Origin of the sequence: Plantibacter sp. 2H11-2 (assembly GCF_050031945.1) — a bacterium.
Taxonomy (GTDB): domain Bacteria; phylum Actinomycetota; class Actinomycetes; order Actinomycetales; family Microbacteriaceae; genus Plantibacter; species Plantibacter auratus.
This window is the reverse complement of record NZ_JBNBBL010000001.1, coordinates 871,673-893,288: the sequence shown is the minus strand read 5'-3', so window position 1 is coordinate 893,288 and position 21,616 is coordinate 871,673. Positions and strand designations below refer to the sequence as shown.

At 70.9% G+C, this 21,616-nt stretch carries 16 protein-coding genes and 1 pseudogene; 15 read left to right on the top strand and 2 right to left on the bottom strand.

What is annotated here, in order from left to right; genetic code table 11:
* Positions 1 to 2 precede the first annotated feature (2 nt).
* Positions 3 to 1,235, bottom strand: coding sequence for a hypothetical protein (locus ACQG07_RS04180; protein WP_426737293.1), 1,233 nt, complete (start codon positions 1,233 to 1,235; stop codon positions 3 to 5).
* 62 nt (positions 1,236 to 1,297) lie between these two features.
* On the bottom strand, positions 1,298 to 2,293 hold the full coding sequence (locus ACQG07_RS04175) for an amidase domain-containing protein (RefSeq protein WP_426737291.1): 996 nt from the start codon (positions 2,291 to 2,293) through the stop codon (positions 1,298 to 1,300).
* 259 nt (positions 2,294 to 2,552) lie between these two features.
* On the opposite strand from ACQG07_RS04175, the gene ACQG07_RS04170 reads away from it, so the two are divergent.
* The 15 genes and pseudogenes from ACQG07_RS04170 to ACQG07_RS04100 all read left to right on the top strand — a co-directional run bounded on the left by ACQG07_RS04170 (position 2,553) and on the right by ACQG07_RS04100 (position 21,577).
* The gene (locus ACQG07_RS04170) at positions 2,553 to 3,587 is read left to right on the top strand and encodes a hypothetical protein (RefSeq protein WP_426737289.1); all 1,035 of its coding nucleotides are present in this window, start codon (positions 2,553 to 2,555) and stop codon (positions 3,585 to 3,587) included.
* Positions 3,588 to 3,589: 2 nt separating this feature from the next.
* Positions 3,590 to 4,078, top strand: a complete 489-nt coding sequence (locus ACQG07_RS04165) for a DUF6121 family protein (protein ID WP_124768799.1) — start codon at positions 3,590 to 3,592, stop codon at positions 4,076 to 4,078.
* 129 nt (positions 4,079 to 4,207) lie between these two features.
* A complete protein-coding gene (locus tag ACQG07_RS04160; RefSeq protein WP_426737286.1) occupies positions 4,208 to 5,536 on the top strand; it encodes an FHA domain-containing protein in 1,329 nt (442 codons plus the stop codon).
* Between the two features lie 132 nt (positions 5,537 to 5,668).
* Positions 5,669 to 5,947 (top strand): hypothetical protein, encoded by a 279-nt coding sequence (locus tag ACQG07_RS04155; protein WP_124768801.1) that lies wholly within the window; start codon positions 5,669 to 5,671, stop codon positions 5,945 to 5,947.
* Complete coding sequence (locus tag ACQG07_RS04150) at positions 5,947 to 8,340, top strand: hypothetical protein (RefSeq protein ID WP_426737285.1); 2,394 nt, start codon at positions 5,947 to 5,949, stop codon at positions 8,338 to 8,340. The genes ACQG07_RS04155 and ACQG07_RS04150 overlap by 1 nt, the downstream gene beginning before the upstream one ends.
* Positions 8,341 to 8,347: 7 nt before the next feature.
* Positions 8,348 to 8,956, top strand: a complete 609-nt coding sequence (locus ACQG07_RS04145) for a hypothetical protein (protein WP_426737283.1) — start codon at positions 8,348 to 8,350, stop codon at positions 8,954 to 8,956.
* Between the two features lie 92 nt (positions 8,957 to 9,048).
* Positions 9,049 to 13,569 carry an FtsK/SpoIIIE domain-containing protein gene (locus tag ACQG07_RS04140; RefSeq protein WP_426737281.1) on the top strand — a complete coding sequence of 1,507 codons (4,521 nt, stop codon included), beginning with the start codon at positions 9,049 to 9,051 and terminating at the stop codon, positions 13,567 to 13,569.
* Between the two features lie 121 nt (positions 13,570 to 13,690).
* Positions 13,691 to 13,987 (top strand): WXG100 family type VII secretion target, encoded by a 297-nt coding sequence (locus tag ACQG07_RS04135; protein WP_056008215.1) that lies wholly within the window; start codon positions 13,691 to 13,693, stop codon positions 13,985 to 13,987.
* A gap of 119 nt (positions 13,988 to 14,106) precedes the next feature.
* Positions 14,107 to 14,604, top strand: a pseudogene (locus ACQG07_RS04130) (putative T7SS-secreted protein); the annotation flags it as partial.
* Positions 14,604 to 15,548, top strand: a complete 945-nt coding sequence (locus tag ACQG07_RS04125; RefSeq protein WP_426737279.1) for a hypothetical protein — start codon at positions 14,604 to 14,606, stop codon at positions 15,546 to 15,548. The pseudogene ACQG07_RS04130 and the gene ACQG07_RS04125, both read left to right, overlap by 1 nt.
* Positions 15,545 to 17,203 carry a hypothetical protein gene (locus ACQG07_RS04120; RefSeq protein WP_124768807.1) on the top strand — a complete coding sequence of 553 codons (1,659 nt, stop codon included), beginning with the start codon at positions 15,545 to 15,547 and terminating at the stop codon, positions 17,201 to 17,203. The genes ACQG07_RS04125 and ACQG07_RS04120 overlap by 4 nt, the downstream gene beginning before the upstream one ends.
* A 140-nt stretch (positions 17,204 to 17,343) precedes the next feature.
* Positions 17,344 to 17,745: a hypothetical protein gene (locus ACQG07_RS04115; RefSeq protein WP_164486925.1), complete on the top strand. Its 402-nt coding sequence runs from the start codon at positions 17,344 to 17,346 to the stop codon at positions 17,743 to 17,745.
* Positions 17,742 to 18,563, top strand: coding sequence for a PP2C family protein-serine/threonine phosphatase (locus ACQG07_RS04110; RefSeq protein WP_192004658.1), 822 nt, complete (start codon positions 17,742 to 17,744; stop codon positions 18,561 to 18,563). The genes ACQG07_RS04115 and ACQG07_RS04110 overlap by 4 nt, the downstream gene beginning before the upstream one ends.
* A 10-nt stretch (positions 18,564 to 18,573) precedes the next feature.
* On the top strand, positions 18,574 to 19,932 hold the full coding sequence (locus tag ACQG07_RS04105) for an FHA domain-containing protein (protein ID WP_426737275.1): 1,359 nt from the start codon (positions 18,574 to 18,576) through the stop codon (positions 19,930 to 19,932).
* 1 nt (position 19,933) lies between these two features.
* Positions 19,934 to 21,577, top strand: a complete 1,644-nt coding sequence (locus ACQG07_RS04100; RefSeq protein ID WP_159877943.1) for a serine/threonine-protein kinase — start codon at positions 19,934 to 19,936, stop codon at positions 21,575 to 21,577.
* Positions 21,578 to 21,616 lie beyond the last annotated feature (39 nt).

The following is a 21,616-nucleotide window of genomic DNA, read 5'->3' as shown; positions in this document are numbered from 1 at the left end:
GGCTACCTGCGGTCCGATTCGGGGTCGACTCCCGGTCCGGCTGCGGGACCGAGACCGCGGATCCGCGTGCGCAGCGTGGCGAGGTCGACTCCGGCCAGGACGGTCCAGAAGCACGCTGCGACCGCCGGGAGGAACGCTGTCCCACGACCGGCCACGAAGCCGCTGATCGACAGCGCGGCACTCGCCGCGGCGAGGCACAGCATGAGGGCGAAGCGGAGGCGCGGGCGGCTCTCGCCGAACCGGGTCCAGGAGCTGCGAGCGTCAGCCCGTTCCAACCGTTCCGACAACTCCTGCAGCCGGGTCTCCAGCCGGCTCGACGGAGCGGCGTGCCACGCTTCGGAAAGCACATCGCGGGCCTTCGCCGGGTGCAGGACAAGCACGTTCGGCAGGTCCAGCACTGATGCACCCGGAGCGACGGCGAGGGCGAGCTCCGCGGGCAGCCCGAGGATGTCGGCCAGCTCGTGCGCCGTCGATGACCTCGACGGGAGACGCATCAGGATGCGCAGGCGCTCGGACCGGCTCGGGTCGAGACGGAACCGGTCGGCCCACTCCTGCGGAGACGACCACTCGCCGACGAGGTGGTCGAGTTCGTCCGCGACCGTCTGCTCAGTGATCAGCAGCTGGTCCGGACGACTCGGGTCGACGAGTCGCCAACCGGGCGTCCACGCGAACACCAGGGGGCGCCTGCGGAACGTCGTCCTGGCGACGAGATGATCCTCGAAGCGGGTGAGCGTCAGGTCGGCACCGCCCCAGATCCCCGACGAGAAGCAGGCCGCCGGATCGCCCGTCGGGAACACCACCGACCGACCGTCCTCGGCCGTGGCGGTTGCGAGCGTGATCGACCGCTGCGCCGCGCCGAACCGCATCGCGGCCGTGTCCGCGGGAGCCGTCCACGCGACGGCGTGCACCGCGGGTTCCGCAAACGGATCGAGCTCATCCAACGCGCACCCCGGAACGATCGAACGCAGATGGCCCGGGAACTGGCCGGGCCCGGTCTCGACGAAGGACAGGTCGGGGCCGGCCTCGTCTGTGAGTGCGAGCACCCGGCCGGTGTCGCCGACGGGTACCCGGAGCAGGACGTGAGACCCCGCTGTCAGCGGTGCTGAGATGGCCGCAGGGATCCGCAGCTCCAAGCAGCGTGCGACCAGCGCATCGACATGCTCGGCGAAGACGGGCGGCAGGAGAAAGAGCCCCCAATCGTCGGGGAGGGCGATCCGCGCTGGCTCTGGGGGCATGTTTCGCAGCGTAGCGCGCGAACGAGCTGCAGCGCGTTGACGGCAGACGGCCGAACAGCGGGCTAGGCGATGCTCCAGTAGTACACGGAGGCGCCGGGGTGGATGACGGTGATCGCCTCGTCGACGGTTCGGTAGTCGGTGTCGTCGGTGTGCCCCGCGTAGTACACCTGGGTGCCGGCGTCCGTGGTCTCGACCTTGGACACGATGCCCGTGTGGTCGCGGTCGCCGCTGTTGTCCCAGTCGAACTGCACGATGTCGCCGACCTTCACCTGGTCGCGCTGGGTGTCGTCCAGGGCAGTGGCGAGCTCGGGGTGCTCCTCGACGTAGTTCATGAAGAACGTCGAGCTGACCCAGGCCTTCGAGAAGTCGAAGTCGTCGCCGGTTCCCTCGGCCCACCAGTCCTCGTCCATCGTCCACCCGCGTTCCAGCAGACTCTGGCTGGCGAAGTTCGCGCAGTCGGTGTCGACCAGTGAGCCGTATTCAGCCAGGTTGTAGTCGTTCCAGTGCGTGAACACGTAGGCCATCTGCGCGTCGACGGGGCTCGTGATGTCGTAGCTGTAGCTCAGCGCGTCACCGTCGACCCGGAGCTCGTCCGCGTAGACGGCGATACCGACGTCGGCGGGGGAGAAGCCGGTGGCTGCCGGTACGGCGACGGTCACCTCGGTGCTCGTCGCCGACAGGATCCGGGCTTCCTGCTCACCGAAGACGACGCGGGTCACGCCGTCGACGTCGACACCGCTCACGGTGAGGGTGCTGCCACCCGCGACGGACCCGGTCGTCGCGGAGATCGCGGTGACCGCCGTGGCGTTGACCGTGGAGGCCGGGACCGTGGACGTCGTGTCGTCCACCGCCTGCGCGGCCGGTGCGGATGCGGTCGTGTCGGGCTGTTGCAGCGCGATCGGGGTGATGACCGCGGTGGCGAGGAGCAGGACGGCTCCGGCAGCGGTACCGGCGACCACGCGTCGCCCGCGCAGGGGGAGAACGCGGTAGCGAGCGGAGAGCCGACCGAACGGGGAACGGGCGTCGGCGTGACTGGTGTGGGGGAGTTGCTCGGGCATGGGGCCTTTCCGGGGGATGCGCCGTGGGGGCTCGGCGTCGCGGGATCGGCAGTGATCCGACAGATCTGTTAGAACTCCCACTCAACCGCGCGGAGCTGAGGAGACCGTTTCCTCCGGATATGAATCAGACCTGAATCGGGTCGACGGGAGTGAGCGAGTCCCGGCGAGGTTGCCGAGCATCCGTGCCCCGGCTTGCTACCGTGGCGAGCGGAGTGCCGTGAGGGCGCTCCTGAACTGGCTTCCGCCGAAGGAGTACGCGATGAGCACCCAGAACCCCGAGCCCGGATCGCCGACCGACCCGAGCACTCCGGCGGCTGCCCAGACCGCGTCTGGCTCCGCGCGTCCCACGACCGCGTCCGAGCAGCCCGCGTCCGAGAGGCCCGTGGCTGAGCGGGACATCCTCTCCGAGGACACGGTGCAGCAGGACACCATCACCACGGCGGACGGCGTCGGCGCGGACCCGGTCGTCGACGACCGTCGGGTCGCAGACCGCGCCGACACGGCCTCGGACGCCGGGGTGCGCGAGACGCGTCCGTACCAGCCGCACACGCCGCAGCGCGCGTACTCGAACATCGACTTCGACGACGACGACACCGCCGGCACCCCGACGTCGACGGCGGCCACCCGGCAGGCCGACACCGGTGCCCACCCGTACCCCGCCGCGGCCTACGAGCCGGTCGCCCGCTCCGGCGCGACCGAGACCGCCACCGCCGCCGAGACCGAACAGCAGCAGGCCTTCCCGCTGTACGTCCAGGCACCCTCCGAGCCGGAGGTCCGCGGCAACCGCGGCTTCGGCATCCTCATCGGTCTCCTCGGCACCATCATCTTCGCCGGCCTCTACGCGGCGGCCGTCGCGGGCCTCCAGCTGGTGCTGGAAGGCGACGGTACGTTCGTCGAGAACCTCATCCAGATCGCCACCAGCTGGCCGTTCCTCATGGCCGCCGCAGGCTTCTTCCTGGCCTGGGTCGTGACCGCGACCATCGTGAACCGTTCCGGCTGGGTGCACTGGGTGCTCGGCGGTTTCATCATCGGCCTGGTCGTCTTCCTCGCGTGGGTCGGTGGGTTCCTGATCCAGGAGCGCGCTTGGACGCTCAGCATCGACGAGATCCTCGCCGAGGTCACCGGAGTCGCCTTCACGTTCGGGCCGGTCCTCGCCTTCGTCGTCGCCCGCGAGATCCCCGTCTGGTTCGGTGGCTGGATCGCCGCCCGCGGACGCAAGGTGCGCGAGGCGAACCTCGAGGCGCGTGCCGAGTACGAGCGCGTCCTCGAAGCCGGACCGACGACCGCCCGCTGAGCATGACCGGTGACGCGGACGGAGAACGCGGTCCCTGGTGGATCGCCCCGTTCGCAGCGGTCACCTACGTGGCACTCGTCGTCTGCGCCTTCGGGTTCATCAGCCTGCTGGCAGACCTCGACGTCGTGACCGACCCCGACGCCGGCCCACTGACCGGTCCGCTCATGGTCGTGGTCGCAACGATCGTGGTCCTCTGGGGGATCATCCGTGAGACGCGCCGCACCCCGCTGCGCGTCTCGGTCGGCTCCGCGGTCCTCGCAGGGCTCCTCGCCTGGCTCGCGTACGGCGTGAGCGGCGGCGTGTTCGACGCGATCGCCAGCCGGGACGGAGCGGACGCCGCCGCCTTCGCCGTGACGACACTGACCGGGCCGTTCTCGGTCACCGTCGGTGTGCTGGCGCTCGTCATCGTCCTCGCGGCCGCCGCCGTCGCCACGTCGTCGACCGGGCGGCGTCCGACCCCGCGCTGGCCGTGGGAGCACGACGCGCGGTGAGCCGATGCGACGTCCACCCCGGGCCCGCCCGCGCGGTGCGCTGCTCGACCCTCCCCACGAGGGCGACGGCGTAGGCGATAATCGATCCGTTGCCGTCGTCGGCCGACGGCGCTTGGGGAGGAACCACCGATGAGATCACCCGACCTGACCGACACCGGTCTGGATCTCGACCTCGCGGGGACCGCTGACGACGTCGTCGCGCTCGTCCAACGTGCGGTCGCCGCCTCCGGTGAGGATGCGCAGCAGACCAGGCATTACGTCGCGATCGACGGTGGGACGAGCGCGGACATCCGCCTGCGGGTCGTCTCGGTCGACGATCCGGCTCCGCTGCTCGCGTTCGCGATCACGACCGCCCCGTCCGCACGGGGAACGGCCGCCGCGACGTTCATCATGCAGCACGGCGTCCAGAAGCGTCGGCGTCAGCGCTCGTTGCTCGGGCAGGAGCCGTTCCTCGGCTTCCTGCAGGCCCTCGCCGGGCTCGTCTCCGATGCCGATCCCGGCGCGTCCGCAACCTTGCGCGTGCAGGGTGTCCGCACGGTCCTGGCTCCGCGCGCAGCGGTGTCGACCGGAAGCGAGCCGGCCGTCCCTGAGACGGCACCGGCGAGTGCGCCGGTCACAGGGGCACCGGCCATCCAGAGCTGGGTGCCAGCGGCCGTCGAGGAGCAGGCCCCGGTACCGGCGCACCCTGCGGAGATCCCCGCCCAGAACTCCGCCGCGTCGACTCCGGTGTCAGGACCCCCGGTCACGGGAGCAGCTTCCGAGCCGTGGACCGAGGCTCAGGCTTCCGAGGTTCCGGCGGCCGAGGTTCCGGCGGCCGAGCCGCATGCCGGCCCGTCTGAACCGGCTCCCGTGGTCGCGTCGGTTGTCGCTGCACCTCCAGCGTCCGCAACTCCCGCATCCCCGCCACAGTTCCGTGAGCCTCCGACGGCCCTCGCCCACACGCACGCTCCCGCGGCGTCGACGTCCTCGGTGCCGCCGGAGCTGCAGATCACCGTCCCGCCCGGCTTGATCGCCGGTGCTCCGGCGGGTCCCCGACCGGCCACGCCCGAACCGGTCCGGCCGACCGACGGCGTCGCGGTCCAAGCGGAGGATGTGGGAGCCACGGTCGTCTCGTCGTCGCTGCGTGCGGGGGACTTCGCCCTCGAGCTCCCCGGCGGCGAGCGGATCCCGCTCAGCGGGCCGGTCCTACTCGGGCGAAACCCCTCGGCGCGGCCGGAACAGCCCGACGCCGAGCTGCGTGCACTCGTCGACCCGCGCATGTCCGTCTCGAAGACGCACACCGTGGTCGTACCCGGTCGGCGATCGCTCCGCGTGACGGATCTGCACTCCACGAACGGCACGACGATCACGGACGCGTCCGGCGCCGTCACCGTGTGCCAACCGGGCGAGGCCTACGTCGTGGAGGCCGGTTCCACGATCGGGATCGGCGAGTTCCCGATCCGGGTGGTCGCGGGCTGACCCACTTCGCGCATGGGGAGTGCTCCCCATCGTCGCGTCGTCCTCGCTCGGTTACGCTGAACGACGTACACGCCGGACCACTGTCCGGTACTGCGGTGCAGACCACCGGTGCCGAGGCTACGAAGGGGAATGATGAGCGAGCAACCACTCGTCGTCGACGGGGACCAGATCCTGGCCGTCGCCGCGCCACTGACACCCAGCGGATCCGGGCTTCCACAGAACGTCCCCCTCGACTTCTCCGGCAGCTGCAGCAGCGCGGTGACGACGGCCGCGGAGAGCTTCGCGATGTGGGTGTCCGTGCACGTCTCCCTCGCCGGCGGAGCGATGGTGGAGGCCGGTCGGGTCGCAAGTGAGACGGTGAGCGTCTGGCAGCAGACGGAAGCGGCGATCGCGGAGGAGGCACAGGGCTGATGGCGAACTGGACTGCAGATGATCCCGGGCGGATCGATTCGGGTGCGCTCGGCACCACCGCGACCACCATCCAGACGACGGAGACGGCCCTGACCGATGCACGCGCCGTTGCGCTCGCCGCGCAGGGCGGGATCACGGACGCGATCTGGACGGGCGACGCCGCGGCCACGTGGGTGTCCTCCCTGTCGACGCCGATGGGGAAGATCGATGCGGTCGTGCCGGAGCTGGCGGCGGTTCGTGCGGCGATCTCGACGTACACGACGACCGTGGACGGCATCAAGTCGCGTGCGGCGATCTACACGGAGATGATCTTCCAGGCCAACATCACCGCGAACCAGCAGTACCTGGACCCCCAGGGCGGCCCCAGCCCACTCGAGCAGGCCCAGCGCGATCAGGTGCACCAGACGGCCGTCTCCGACCGCGCGAGCGCGCAGCGGCTCCTCGACGCGCTGTCCGAGGAACGCGAAGCCGCCGACGCCGCGCTCGTCTCCGCGCTGTCCTCGCCCGGTGGCGACAACTGGGATCGGCAGCAGGCCGCACTCGCCGCGATCGGCATCACCTCGGCCGGCGACCTCACGCCGACCGCGATCGCGCAGGGCATGGCCGAGATGGCCTCCGAGCTCGGCAACGGCACGTTCGAATCCGAACTGGCGACGCAGCTCCAGTCGCTGTACGCCCTCTACGGCAACGACCCGTCGGTGATGGCGCAGATGAACCTCGCTCTCGGCGGCGAGGACCTCATCTCGCTCATCAGCCGGATCGACGACGCTGGAGCAAACGGCTGGATGGAGGCCGGTGCAGCCCTCCTCCTCGCGCAGTCCGTGCGGAGTGGTCTGTCCGTCGGGTCGCAGCGGTGGACAGACGGGGTGGGGCAGGGGTTCGCCCAGGAGCTGTACAACGGCTCCGCCTCCGTCCACGGTACCGACAGCTGGACCAGCCTTGCGTTCCTCTTCGGCGATGAGCAAGACAGCCCGATCGGCGAGTCGACGACGGTCGGCCTGGCGAACATCGCCGACGAGATGGAACGAGGGTTCCCGGGCGCCAGCGAGGGCCTATACGGCCCGGGCCAGGGCGTCATGGGCCCGGGCGGGTTCCTGAGTCTCGCCGAGGCCGAGCAGGCCGGGTACGACGTCAACCGGCTCGGTGACTGGACTTCGCGCGTCTTCAGCACCCTCGGGGAGTATCCCGAGGCGGCGATGGACTGGCTGACCTCCACCGAGGATGACCCGTACCGTGACGCCCCCATGTATCCGGACGAGCCGTACGCCTCGGACGACCTGGGTGCGAACCGGATCGAGTACTGGTACGGACGCCGGGACTCGGGCCTCGACGGGTTCGAGGGCGTCCTCGCCCTCTGGGACGGTGCCCAGTCCATCCCGGGCGGGCCGACCGACGGCACCGCGTACAGCCCCGAAGCCTGGGACCGTGCGTCGACCCTCAGCCACGACGTCATCTCGCGGCTCATCGGCGAGCCGCGTGCCACCGAGGACGCCGAGGGCTACGTCGCTGGCAACCCGCACTTCACGAGTGAGAACATCAGCGACTTGGGGAGCGTCAAGCTGGTCGACGCCCTGGCGCCGCAGATCCCGGGGCTCGTCGAGCACCCGATGGTGGGCCAGAACCCGGATGGGGCCTCCGACCCCACGACGTCGATCGATCCGTACGGCGTCGAGGGCGATCCGCGCGTCTACGCCAACCTCTCACCCGAGGCGCTCGCTCGGATCCTCGGGATCGCAGGGAGCAACGGCGGCGGTGCCGAAGCGTTGCAGGCCGTCGTCACCGACTACCAGAACACGGTCCTCGGCGCAGCGGAGCTCGGCCTGTACAGCCCTGTGGACGCGGCCACCCGTGTCTCCATGCTGCAGTCCGTGCTCGACGGCAGCACGGCCGGTGTCGACCTCGGCGAGGCCACGCGTCACGACGAGGCCGTCCAGTCGGCCATCGGTGTCGTCGAGACCGGCGTCGGGATGCTCCCGATCCCGGGGCTCGACAAGCTGGTCGGGACGCTCGGTGACGCTGTCGCCGAGAAAATCGCGAGCGAGGGGATCGGCTACGTGCGCGGGCAGTTGACGGACGCGGCGACCGGCGCGGCCGGCGACGCCTGGGCCGGCTCGCACGACGATCTGCTCACCCAGCTCGAGGACGGCGGTGACGCCCGTCTGCGTGCGACGCAGATCGGTGTCGCCCAGACGCTCATGGAGCTCTCGCCGCCGGAGGGTCTCGTCCCGCCGACCACGAACGACGCCGAGGTCTGGTGGGACTGGGTGCAGGACAACCGGGATGCGCTCGACGACATCATCGACCCGGCTTCCGGGAGCACCCGCACCCTCGCCTCCATCGCCACGAACGCCTCGAACGCCTTCGACGCGTATCAGGCGGATGCGGAGGGTTGATGTGCGGGTGATCGGTCCGGTCGCCCTCGCAACCCTGGTCCTCGGCTCGCTGGTGGCCTGCACGCCGACGGACAACGGACCGGCGCCCATGCCGACGACCGTCTGGACGTCCGCGGCACCGGAGGGTCCCCTCGAAGGCGACCCGTGGGTGGAGACCGTCCGCGCATCCCTGGAGGCGCAGGCGATCGCCGTGAACCGCAACGACTTCTCGCTGGCGTCGCTCACGGAGACGACCTCCTACGACCTGCGGTCGAGGCTCTACAGCGCCGCCCGTGACCAGGTGACCAGCAGTGGGAGCACCGAGATCCTGCCCGGACCACTCCCGTTCGCCCCTGTCGAGGTGACCGGCGTCCCGGAGGACGCGACCGCGTCCGTCCGCGGGTGCGTCGCCGAGCAATGGGCGAGCGAGGGCGGCACCCCGCCGGCCGTGCCCGGTGCGCGCGGAATCGAGTACCGGCTCGCCCAGGAGGACGGGTCCAGGACCGTCACGTCGACGGTCAACGTCCCGGACCTCGACTGCTCGACCGTCGACCCGCCCGTCGCCCTGTTCGACCCCGCACCGGAACCGTCCACCGTCGACGACGTCGAGCGGATCATCCGGCCGACCCGAGACTGATCCGGCCGGTCCGAGATCGAGGCCGGTACCGCTTCCGTCGCTAGGCTGATCGAGGTCGCGTCGAGCGGCCCGCACTTCCAAGGGGATCCTGCATGCGCATCAAGCTGACGTTGACCAGGCCGTCGGGGTCGTCCGCCGACATCGTCGTGACGACGGACGCGGCGGCGAGCATCGCGGAGGTCGCGTCGACCATCGCGCGCGTCGACCCGCAGGGGCCGGACTCCGCGAACGCCGACTTCACGCTGCACGCGCGCTTGCCGGGATCCACCGAGACCTTGCCGCTCCCGCCCGAGGCCCCCATCGGCGAGGCGTGGGTCGGTTCGGGTGCCGTCATCGAGCTCGCCGACGCGGGGGTGTACTACTCCGCGGCGCGCACCGGCCAGGCGCCCGCCGTCGCCGTCGTGCGGGTCCTCTCCGGCGACGACGCCGGCCGTGAGTTCACCCTGCCGGCCGGCAGCTGGACCATCGGACGTGAGGCGAGCTGCGACATCGTCCTCGACGACCCGCTCGTCTCGAAGCGTCACGCACGCCTCGAGGTCGGCGGCGAGATCGAACTCGTCGACCTCGGCGCGGCCAACGGCATCGTCGTCGACGGCGGCATCGTGCCTCGACTCAAGGTCATCGAGCCGGAGCGCGTGCTCATCGGCGACACCGAGGTCGAGATCGGCTTCGCCGGGACCGTCGGTCGCGCGGGTGTCGTCCCGAAGGCCGGGCCGGTGTACTTCAACCGCTCGCCGCGCGTCGAACAGCGCTACGCGGGGGAGACCTTCCCCGCTCCCGAGCCGCCGACCGAGCGCGAGAACCAGCCGTTCCCGCTCCTCGGCATGCTCACGCCCATGCTCCTCGGTGGCGCGATGTACTTCTTCACGAAGAACCCGCTGTCCCTGATCTTCATCGCCATGACGCCGCTCATGCTCATCGGCAACTACTTCACCGGTCGCGGGCGCAACAAGCGCAAGCTCAAGCAGCAGATCAAGATCTTCGACGAGCGGCTCGAGTCCCTCGGCAAGCAGCTCGCGGCCGAGCGGGAGATCGAGCACGACGTCCGCATGCGTGAGGCACCGTCCACCTCCGAGGCGCTCAAGCACGCGCTCACACGGGGGCCGCTGCTGTGGACCAGGCGCCCCGAGCACTGGTCCTTCCTGAACCTCCGACTCGGCGTCGGCACGATGCCGTCGCGCAACGAGGTCTCGGCGAAGGCCCGCGACAGCTTCCTGCCGGAGTTCCAGGAACGACTCGAGAAGCTCAAGGACCAGTACGTGACCGTCGCCGACGTGCCGATCATCGACAACCTCTACGACGCCGGCGCGCTCGGCATCGCCGGTTCACCGCAGACGGCCGGGGGCGCGGTGAACGGCATCCTCGTCCAGCTCACCGCCCTCCACTCGCCGGCCGAGGTCGTCGTCTCGGCGATCGTCTCGCCCGCGTGGTCGAACGCCCTCTCGTGGGTCAAGTGGCTCCCGCACGCGTCCTCGCCGAACAGCCCGCTCGACGTCGGCCACCTCGCCGACAGCGTGTCGAGCGGCAACCTGCTGCTGGCCGCGATCGAGGAGCTCGTCCAGACCCGCCTGCAGGCAGCCCGGGCCGGCGACGCCCGACGCGGAGCCATCTCCGAGAAGCAGGCAGCCCAGGAGCGCGGCGCGGAGATCGGGACGAAGAGTTCCAACGACACCGGCACGAAGTCCCCGATCCCCGCGATCGTCCTGCTCATCTCCGACGACGTCGGCGTCGACCGCGCACGCCTCGTCCAGCTCGCCGAGATCGCGGCGGACGCGGGGGTCTTCCCGATCTGGATCGCCGACGACGTCGTCTCGCTCCCCGCCGCCTGCCGCACCTTCCTGCAGGTCCCGGAGGCCGGGGCCGGCGTCGACGCGCCGGCGACGGTCGGCATGGTCCGCCTCGGCTACTCCGTCGACGACGCCCGCCCGGAGTTCGTCGACCCGGTGACGGCCCTCGACTACGCGCGACGCATGGCGTCCGTGATCGACGCCGGCGCCCTCGTCGAGGACTCGAGCGACCTCCCGCGGTCGGTGTCGATGGTGACGCTGCTCGGGCCGGAGCTCACGACCTCGAGCGACGCCGTGGTCGACCGCTGGCGGCAGAACTCCTCGATCCACGACCGCACGCCCGGGCTCCCGCCGAAGCCCCGACGGGCCGGCCAGCTGCGCGCGACCGTCGGATCGGGCGGTGTCGACGCCATGCACCTCGACCTCCGCGCCCAGGGCCCCCACGCCCTCGTGGGCGGGACGACGGGTGCCGGTAAGAGCGAGTTCCTGCAGGCCTGGGTGCTCGGGATGGCGGCCGAGTACAGCCCCGACCGCGTCTCGTTCCTCTTCGTCGACTACAAGGGCGGCTCGGCCTTCGCGGACTGCGTGACGCTCCCGCACTGCGTCGGACTCGTCACCGACCTCAGCCCGCACCTCGTCCGCCGGGCGCTCACGAGCCTCCGCGCCGAGCTGCACTTCCGCGAGCACCTGCTCAACCGGAAGAAGGCCAAGGACCTCCTCGAGCTCGAGAAGCGGGGCGACCCCGATTCACCACCCGCCCTGGTCCTCGTCATCGACGAGTTCGCGGCGCTCGTCGGCGAGGTCCCGGAGTTCGTCGACGGCGTCGTCGACATCGCCCAGCGCGGTCGCTCGCTCGGGATCCACCTCATCATGGCGACCCAGCGACCCGCCGGTGTCATCAAGGACAACCTGCGCGCGAACACCAACCTCCGCGTCGCGCTGCGCATGGCCGACGAGTCCGACAGCCAGGACGTGGTCGGCGTCAAGGACGCGGCGCACTTCGACCCGGGCGTCCCCGGCCGCGGCATCGCGAAGACCGGTCCCGGTCGCCTGAGCATCTTCCAGTCCGGCTATGCGGGCGGCTGGACGAGCGACGAGCCCAAGCGTTCCGACATCGAGGTCCGGGAGCTGCGGTTCGGCGGTGAGACGCGCTGGGAGGAGCCCCGCGCGGCCGACGCCGAGGAGGAGCGCGACCTCGGCCCCACCGACCAGCAGCGGCTCGTCGCGAGCATCATCGCCGCAGCCGACCGCGCATCCATCCCGGCGCCGCGACGGCCCTGGCTCGACGAGCTGGCGCCCGTCTACGACCTCAGCAAGCTCCGTCAACGGTCCGACGCCGAACTGCTCATCGGTGTCGCCGACCTCCCGGACTCGCAGGAGCAGCGCCCGGTCTACTTCCGGCCTGACGTCGACGGCCACATCGCCGTGTTCGGCACCGGCGGATCGGGCAAGAGCACCGTCCTGCGGACCCTCGCCACCGCGGCGGGCATCACGCCGCGTGGCGGTCCGGTCGAGGTGTACGGCCTCGACTTCGGCGCGGGCAGCCTCCGCATGCTCGAGGCCTTGCCGCACGTCGGCTCGATCATCCCCGGCGACGACCAGGAGCGCGTCATCCGACTGCTCCGCCGGATCAAGGAGATCGTCGACGAGCGCAGCGTCCGGTACGCCGAGGCGAACGCGTCGTCCATCACCGACTACCGCCGCGTCTCGGGTCGCAACGACGAGCGCCGCATCCTGTTGCTCGTCGACGGCTTCCAGTCCTTCCGGCAGGAGTACGAGACGACGCTCGGCCTGTCCTCGTGGTACACGCTGTTCCAGCAGCTCATCACCGACGGCCGGCAGCTCGGCGTGAACATCGCGTTCTCGGCCGACCGCCCGGGCTCCGTCCCGACGAACATCAGCTCCGGTGTGCAGCGACGCGTGGTGCTGCGCCTCGCGGACGAGACCGGCTACCAGCTCCTCGGCGTGCCGAAGGACATCCTCGGCCCAGAGTCGCCCGCCGGCCGGGCGATCGTCGACGGACTCGAGGTCCAGGTCGCGATCCTCGGTGGTTCGCCGGTGCTCTCGGACCAGTCTGTCGCGACAGTCCGGCTCGCGGAGGCCATGTCCCGCGCGGGAGCCACGATCACGGCCCCGCCGATCGGCGCACTGCCGAAGGAGATCGAGGCGCGCGAACTGCCCGAGCGGGTCGGCGACCGCCCCGTACTCGGCATCGGCGACGCCGACCTCGCACCGATCGGGTTCGACCCGTCCGGCGCGTTCCTCGTCGGCGGCCCTCCCGGCAGCGGTCGGACGAACGCCGTCGCATCCCTGGTCGGCGCCATGCGACGCTTCGATCCGGCGACGCGCTTCGTCTACTTCGGCTCCAAGCGCTCGGAACTGCTGCGGGAGCTGCGCTTCGACGAGTCGGCCGTCACCCCCGAGACGATCGCCGAGCAGGCGAAGGCGCTGTCCGCCGCGATCGCGGCCGAGACGGTGACCGGCCGGACGGTCGTCGTCATCGAGACGCTGTCGGACTACCTCAACGGCATCGCCGACCCGCCGCTCGTGGAGCTCATCAAGGCCATCAAACGCAGCGACCATCTCGTGATCGCCGAGAACGAGGTGTCGGGCTGGTCGTCGTCCTGGCCGCTCATGGGCGAGATCAAGAGCGCCAGGCGGGGCATCCTGCTGCAGCCGGAGCAGATGGAGGGCGACCTCGTCCTCCGGACGACCTTCCCCAGGCTCGCGCGCAAGGACTTCCCGCAGGGGCGCGGGATCTACGCGAACCGCGGTGCACTGTCGCGCGTGCAGCTGCCGATCGCGCCCGAGTTCCCCGTCGCCTGAGCGGCGTCGTCCCTGGGTGGGGACTGCATGGGGAGTGCTCCCCATGTGCTCCCGCGAGGCGTTGTGGTTACATGATGAAGGCACCGACGGTGCCGGTGACCACAACGAAGGAGCAAGACTCATGGCCAACATCAACGTCAACTACAGCGAGATCAAGCAGGCCGCCGTCAACCTGACGACGGGTAAGGGCGAGGTCGAGACCACGCTCAACCGCCTCCAGACCCTCATCAACAACCTCGTGTCCTCCGGGTTCCAGACCGACACCGCGTCCGGCACCTTCAACGAGACCTACACGGCCTTCACGCAGAGCGCGACGGTCACGATCCAGCACCTCGACAAGCTGTCGGGCTACCTCAACAACGCTGTGACCACGCTCGAGCAGACCGACGCAGCGCTCGCTGCCGGCGCCGGCCAGTAGTCACCACCGTCGGCTTCGCTCTGCGCGCCCTCCCGACCACGTGTCGGTGAGGGCGCGCGGGTTTTCCGGCGAAGTCGACCCACGGCGACAGCGACGCAGCATCACCCGACGAGGAGCGAGCAGTGTACGGCGACACCCAACAGATCCGCCTCCGCGCGACGGAGCTACGAACCCTCGCGACCGGGGTCCGTAGCCGTGCCGGAGACCTCCGCTCGGCCGCCGAGCTCGCGTGGACCTCCACCGCGGCGGAGACCTTCATCGAGCAGCTCGGCACCCGCGCGGTCTCGCTCGAGAAATCGGCGACGCAGCTCGACGACGCGGCCGACAAGCTCGACGCGCACGCGACCGCCGTCGAACACGTGAAGCAGCTCATCGAAGATGCCGCGCGTTGGGTGGGCGACCGCTGGAACGACGCGGTGAACCTCGTCTCCGGCGCGGTCGAGACCGTCAAGGACGGTGCCGCGAAGGTGTTCGAGTTCTTCGGCCAGGAGGTCCCGGACTTCCTCGTGCACCAGGCCAAGGACATCGTCGCCTCCACGCCATCGCTTCCGACACCCGGTGACCGCAGCTGGCTGGACCTGGCAGACCTCTACCGCAGCCGAGGATGGACCTCCTGATGCCCATGACCCGTACCCGCCCGGCTCCGGCAGCGGCAGCCTTCCTGCTGACCGCTGACGAACTCCACGTCCTGGAGCACCGCACCCCGCACATCGTGCTGCCACCCGCCTTCCACACCGAATGGGGTTCGGACGTGCAGCCCGCCGAAGTCCGTGAGCGCGAGCAGCGAGCCGTCGCGCGGCTCCGGGAGCGGCGACTCCTCGCCGGCGGCGACGACAGCCTCCCGGACGACCTCACCGCTGACGTCGATCCCGATTTCGCCGCCTTCCTGTCGATGCCGCAGTTCGCGACGGCGGCCGTCGACGCCTCCTGCTGGACCCTCGACCGGACGGCGATCCAGTCCGTCTCCGTGATCGGCGCGCACGCTCTGGCGCTGTTGCGGACGCAGCGGGTCGACCACTCGGACGCGTCCGTCGCCGAGCACGGCACGGCCGCGCGCGACGAGGACGCCGTCGAGATCCGCGCCTTCGACGCCGCCGGCCTGGCGCAGCAACTCCTGCGACCCCTCTCCGCGCTCCACGACGTCCCCGACACGCGGGGTCGTTCGACCGAGGTGGTCGTCCTCCCGCTCGCGGACGCCGAGGCGCTCGTCCTCGCGCTCCGACAGGACCGACCGGACGTCGTCGGCGCGGTCGTCGAACAGCTCCACAGCCCGCAGGCCGCAGTGCTCCTCGGCGGCGTCGCCCAGCGGATCGACGGCGGCTTCCGGCTCGACGCACTCTCCCGGAGCGGGGAGCCCATGAGACGGTGGACCGACACGTGGCTCCGTGGTGCCGACGGCTGGGTCGCCGTGTCGGTCGACACTCCGGACGTCGAAGCGGCGGGTATGGACCCGTCCACCGTCGCCGAGGGGACCCGGGTCTCGCTCCGGGCCGTCCGTCGCGCGGACATCGTCGCCGAGGTGTTGGCGATCGCCGCGACCATCCAGGGAGCACGGGCATGAGCGGCATCACGGTCTCCGGTGGAGCCGGAGGAGTCGGCGCGAAGCTCGACGACATGCGACTGCAGGCGCAGCAACTCGCCACGTTGTCGACCGAGCTGATCGGGCGTTCGGGCACGGCCGCTGCGAAAGCGGTCGACGGCGACCTGCTCGAATCCATGATCCTGTCGCCGGTGACGGGGGCGGCTGCGGAAGGCGCCATCGTCCTCGCCTCCGGTTCCCTGCTCCTCGTGGCGACCGAGACCGGCGTCTCGGCCGTCTTCCTCGAAGGCGCCGTGGTCGCCTACGAGACCGCCGACCAGCTGATCGCCGCAGCGACCGTCGCCCTCCACAACGGGGTCGCCTTCGTCATCGGCGTCCTCGCGGTGCCGGTCGGCCTCGTCGCAGCTGCGGGCGTGGCGGTGGTGGGCGGGGCGTGGATGCTCACCGTGGCAGGCGTCAACGTCGTCGTCGAGGGTGTCGACTCGCTGGTCGAGGGCGCCGAGCAGACGCTGGACCAGATCGGCGACAACCCCTGGCTGCTGCTCTCGCCGGCCGGCGTCGCGGGACTGTTCACCGCCAACTCGATCGCCGCCTACTCACCGCAGGAGGTCATCGACCGGACCGCCGCGACGTATGCGGACGCGCTCGCGAGACTGCAGGAACTCGCTCCGATCGCAGGTCAGGCGGCCAACGAATGGTTGGGCGACAACGCGTGGATCGAGGACATCCTCACGGACGGCGCTCCAGGCCTGCTGGCCGGCCTCACCTTCCTCCCCGGGTTGTTGCCCGGCTTCAACGGACTCATGTCGGTCGTGACCGGCCAGGGCTGGCCGCCGCTCACCTATGAGCAGGCGATCGACGCCATCGCCACCGGTGGCGGCCGGTTCGGCCTCTTCGAGGATGGCACCGCCGCTCTCGAGGTCGGTGCCGACGGGAAGCCGAAGCCTCATGCCGTCCCGGACACGGACGTGCGGGGGCTCGGCGATCTCATGAACGGTTCGAGCGAAATCGATCGGATCGGCGGCGACGACTTCAGCGACATCCGGATCGTGGAGAGCGCTGGCCCGCCGAAGTCGTACATCGTGCAGATACCCAGTACCCAGGTGTGGAATCCCGACGCGGGGCCCGCCGCGAACGACTCCACCTCCGACGTCGTCGCCATGCAGGGGGAGCAGACCGCATTGGCCTCCGCGGTGCTCGACGCCATGCGCGCCGCGGGCATCTCATCGACCGATCCGGTCATGCTGGAGGGGTTCAGCCTGGGCGGGATCACGGCCGGGTTGATCGCCTCGGACCCGTCGGTACCCTTCAACATCACCCATGTCGCCACCGCGGGCTCGCCGGTCGCGCGATACGACATCCCCGATGACGTCCAGGTACTGTCACTCGAGTTCGAAGAGGACCCAGTGGCACGGTTGGACGGACGGGACAATCCGGACAGGGCCAATTGGACGACGGTGCAGGGCGACGCACCACGGTTGATCGACCCGGCGACGCAGGAGCTCGAGGAGGATGGCCCGGGAATCGCGTTCTCGCACAATTCGCATCGGTACGAGGAGTTCGCCGATCATGTGGCGAGCGCTGGCGACCCGAGTGTCGATGCCTTCGTCGATTCAGCGGACCCGTTCTTCAGCGGCGATCAGACCGTCGTCGACTACCGGGGGACCCGCCAGTGAGGCGCAGGACGACGGCATCGCTCATCGCATCGGTGCTGCTGAGCGGACTCCTCGCAGGGTGCACGTTCATGCCGAGCGCTCAGCGCCCACCGGCCGGCGATCCGTCCCCGTCCGGTCCGGTTCGGTCCATAGACGAGTCGGTGGAGGCCATCCAGGCCATCGACGGTGTGACTGCTCGCATCGCGCGAGCGAACGACGGATCCAGGGGGTACCTCTCGGTCAACGTGGAACTCGACGAAGCGTTCACCGCGGAGATCGCGGCGGGGGATGGCGAGACACGAGACGCGGCTCTCCTCGACTTCGTTCTGGGACAGGTGTGGTCGCAGGGTGAGGAGTCACCGGAGCAGTACGTGACGTTAGGCGTCACGGGTGCGGGTCGTGACCAGGCCGCCGTCACAGCGGCTCTCGCCCAGATCGGTGTCTCTGCCATCCCGTACTCGGGGCAGTCGGTCTCGCTGAAGCTCGCCGACCTCGAGTCGCGCTACGGTAGCTGGCCGGGAGCAGTCCCCGAACTGCCCGCGACGTTCGGAGGCACGGGATGACGACGATCGAGACCGCGCGGTCCACGCACACCCTGCGCAGCGAGGGCCGGACCGACACCGGGCTGGTACGACGCCTGAACGAGGACGCGTTCTACGCCGGCGCGCCCGCCTTCGTGGTCGCCGACGGCATGGGCGGGCACGAACGCGGCGAGGTCGCGAGCCGTGAGGTCGCGGCGGCGCTCGAACGCGGCATCCCGATCGGCATGCCGACGACGACCGAGGCGGTCGTGACCACGATCGTCGCCGCCAACGCGGTCATCCGGAGCATCCCCACGCCGAACGGGGTCATCGGCACGACCGTCGCGGGTCTCGCGCTCGTGGCGCTGTCGCCGCAGACCGATCTGCACTGGATGGTGTTCAACGTCGGCGACTCTCGCGTGTACACCTGGGCCGATGGCGCACTCCGTCGGATCACCGTCGACCACTCGGCCGTGCAGGAACTCGTCGACGCCGGTTCCATCACGGAGGAGGAGGCGCGCGAACACCCCGACCGCAACATCGTGACGAAGGCGATCGGCGTCGAGGCCGGCATCGACCCGGACGTCTGGCTCCTCCCCGTCGCCGGGCGGCAACGGTTCCTCCTCTGCTCCGACGGTCTCACGGGCGAGCTGTCCGACGAGCTGATCGCCGAGGTCCTGTCGCAGGGCTTCGAGGGAGCCGCAGACCGCCTCGTGGAGCTCGCGCTGGCCGCCGGCGGACGGGACAACGTGACCGCGCTCGTCGTCGACGTCGTGTCGACCTCGCTGATGTCCAGCGGCCCCGGCTACGATGACGCGGGTGGTCTCGGGTATCTTGAAGAGACGATGCCGCGAGGCTAGAGGAGTGGCCGTGTACTCGTACGAAATGGAACCGGCCGAGGTCCGCCGTTGGCTCGCTGTGGCGGGGCCCGGCAGGCTGGTGCTGGTCGACGCCCAGGGCGACGACACCGCCGCTGCCGCATTCGCCGCGGACCTCCCGGGCGACGCGTCGCTGTCGCTGATCGTCGACCGCCTCGCGGCCGGCGGTCTCTCGAACACGCCCGCGTTCGCCGCGGCCGTCTGGGACGAATCGGGCGCGACGGTCATCGTGCGGGGGCTCGCGGCCGCCGTCGTGACGAGCGCCGCCGGGACCGAGACGGTCCTGGGCGCCCGCGCGACCACCTGGGTCGAGGAACACCACGCCGACGCGGTGAGCGTCACGCTCCGGAGCGACCAGCCGAACCCGTCCGGCGTGCGCCTCCCGCTCGGGTCGGGAGCCGTCTGGACGACCTCCATCACGGCGACCCTCGACGAGGAGGCCACGGCTTCCCTCGCCACTCCGACCACCGACGAGCGCCGGACGACCGAGTCGTCCACGAGCACGCCGACCGCGGCGGAGCAGCTCGCGGCCCCGCCCGTCCAGGCGCCCGCCGAGCCCGCTGCATCCGCGGCGACCTCGGACGAAGCGGACGACGGGACGGACGGCGATGAGGCGGCCCCGGCGGCCCACGTCGAGCCCGTTCAGCCGCTCCACGTCGTGCCGTCCGTCTCCGACACCCAGTTCTTCCACGACGAGGACGACCCGGACGAGACCCCGACGTCCCCGGAGGAGCCCGTCGACGAGGGCTACGACTTCCTGTTCGGCCAGACCGTGCTCCGTCCGGTCGGTGCTGCGGCGGTCGACGAGGCCGGCGACGCCGAACGCGCGGCGGCCGAGGCGTCGGCGCACCAGCAGGCGGCCCCCACCGCAGCCGCCGCGCCGGAACCCGCAGCAGCCGGACCTTCGGACCTCGGCGACCACGACGGCCACACGATCCTCGCCGAGGATCTCGCCGCATTGCGTGCGCGTCGCGCGGCCGAGACCCCGCCTGCTCGGTCGACCACCCCGTCGGCCACGCCGCTCACCTACCTCGAGCTCCCCGGCGGCACTCGCCAGTCGCTCGCCTCACCCGTCGTGCTCGGCCGGGCGCCGAGCGTCTCGCAGGTCCCGGCGTCGGTCGTCCCGACGCTCGTCACGCTCACGGGAGACGACATCTCGCGGAGCCACGTGCGCGTCGCGGTCGAGGGCGGCACGGTCGTCGTCACCGACCTCCACTCGCGGAACGGCACGCAGGTCGTCCTGCCCGGTCAGGCGCCGCAGTCCCTGCGACCGGGGGAGCCGACACCGGTGATCGTCGGGACCGTCATCGACCTCGGCGGCGGCGTCGCGCTGCGCGTCCGAGAGGGCTGACGTGCGCCGCTCACCTTCGCAACCGCCGGCCATCCCCGGGCTGCGGTTCGAACGACAGCTCGGAGCCGGTGGGTTCTCCGACGTCTTCCTGTACGAGCAGCAGTTGCCGCGGCGTCAGGTCGCCGTCAAGGTGCTTCTCGCCGAGCACCTCAGTGAGCAGACCCGCGAGGCCTTCGTCGCCGAGGCGAACCTCATGGCGCAGCTCTCCGCGCACCCGTACATCGTCACCATCTACACGGCGGACGTCGCCCCGGACGGCCGACCGTACCTCGCGATGGAGTACTGCGCGGGGCCGAGCCTCGCCGAGCAGGCGAAGCTGCGGCGATTCGCCGTCGCCGACGCGCTCCGGACCGGCGTCCGCCTGGCCAGTGCGGTGGCGACCGCGCACGCCGCCGGCATCCTCCACCGCGACATCAAGCCGGCCAACGTGCTCACGAACGCGTACGGCTGGCCGGCGCTGACCGACTTCGGTATCTCGCAAGCCGTCGAACTCGAGGTGCCGTCGACGGCCGGCCCCGGGCGGCCGGGCGACGTCGGCTCGACAGGCGCCTCGGGTACCCAGACGGTGGGTCTCTCCATCCCCTGGTCACCGCCCGAGATGTTCGAGGACGAGCCGCATCCCGACGTCCGATCCGACGTCTTCTCCCTGGCCGCGACGGTCTACACGCTGCTCGCCGGACGCACGCCGTTCGAGATCCCCGGGCAGTCGAACGGTGCGGCCGACCTCATCAGCCGGATCGAGCGCGGGACCGTCACCCCGCTCGGGCGCGACGACGCACCGGCGTCCCTCGTCGCGACGCTGCAGAAGGGCCTCGCGAAGGACCGCGCCAACCGTTTCGAGAGCGCCGTCGACTTCGCGCGGGCGCTGCAGCGGGTCGAGATGGAGCTGGCCTACGCGCCGACGCCCATCGACATCCCGAACCTCGTACAGCCGCAGTCGCAGGCCCCCCGACCGGACACGTCCAGCAGTGCGTCGGACGAGACGCGGGTCCGGCAGGTCCCGACGGTCGAGGCCCAGCCCCGACCCGGCGTGCCGAGTGTGCAGCCGTCCATCGGAGACGAGACGGTCGTGCGCTCGGCCGGGCCGCTCGTCCAACCGATCCAGCCGTCGGCGCCGATCACCGTCGGAGCGGCCTCGGTGCCCTCCGAGACGATCCGCCGCGACCGCCTCGAGACCGCGGCTGCAGTTCCCACGGAGGATCCCGATGCCGACGCCGCCGGACGGGCCAGACGTCGCCGACTGACCCGCCTCCTCGTCGCGGGCGGCGTCGCGGTGCTCGCGGTCGGCGGTATCGCGGCCGGGATCATCTGGCAGGGCGCCGCCGCCGACCCGAAGCCGACGGCCGCGGCGACCGGGGCGCCCATCCAACTGAGCGACGTCCCCTCGCCGAAGCCGTTCGGGGTGAACATCAGCGAGGACGGCAGCGTCGTGACGTTCATCTGGGACAACCCGGATCCGCAGGACGGCGACTCGTACATCTACCAGGTGACGAGCAGCGGCAAGAACTCGCCGAAGGTACCGACCTCGACGTACGCGGTCGACCTGAAGCCGAGCGCTCCGGGCGCGCAGCTGTGCATCGAGGTGGTGATCGTCCGAGGCGGCGTCACCTCACCCGATCCACTCGAGATGTGCTCGCAGCAGTAGCTGGAGCGAGACGATGACCGACCACAGGGGGACCAGACG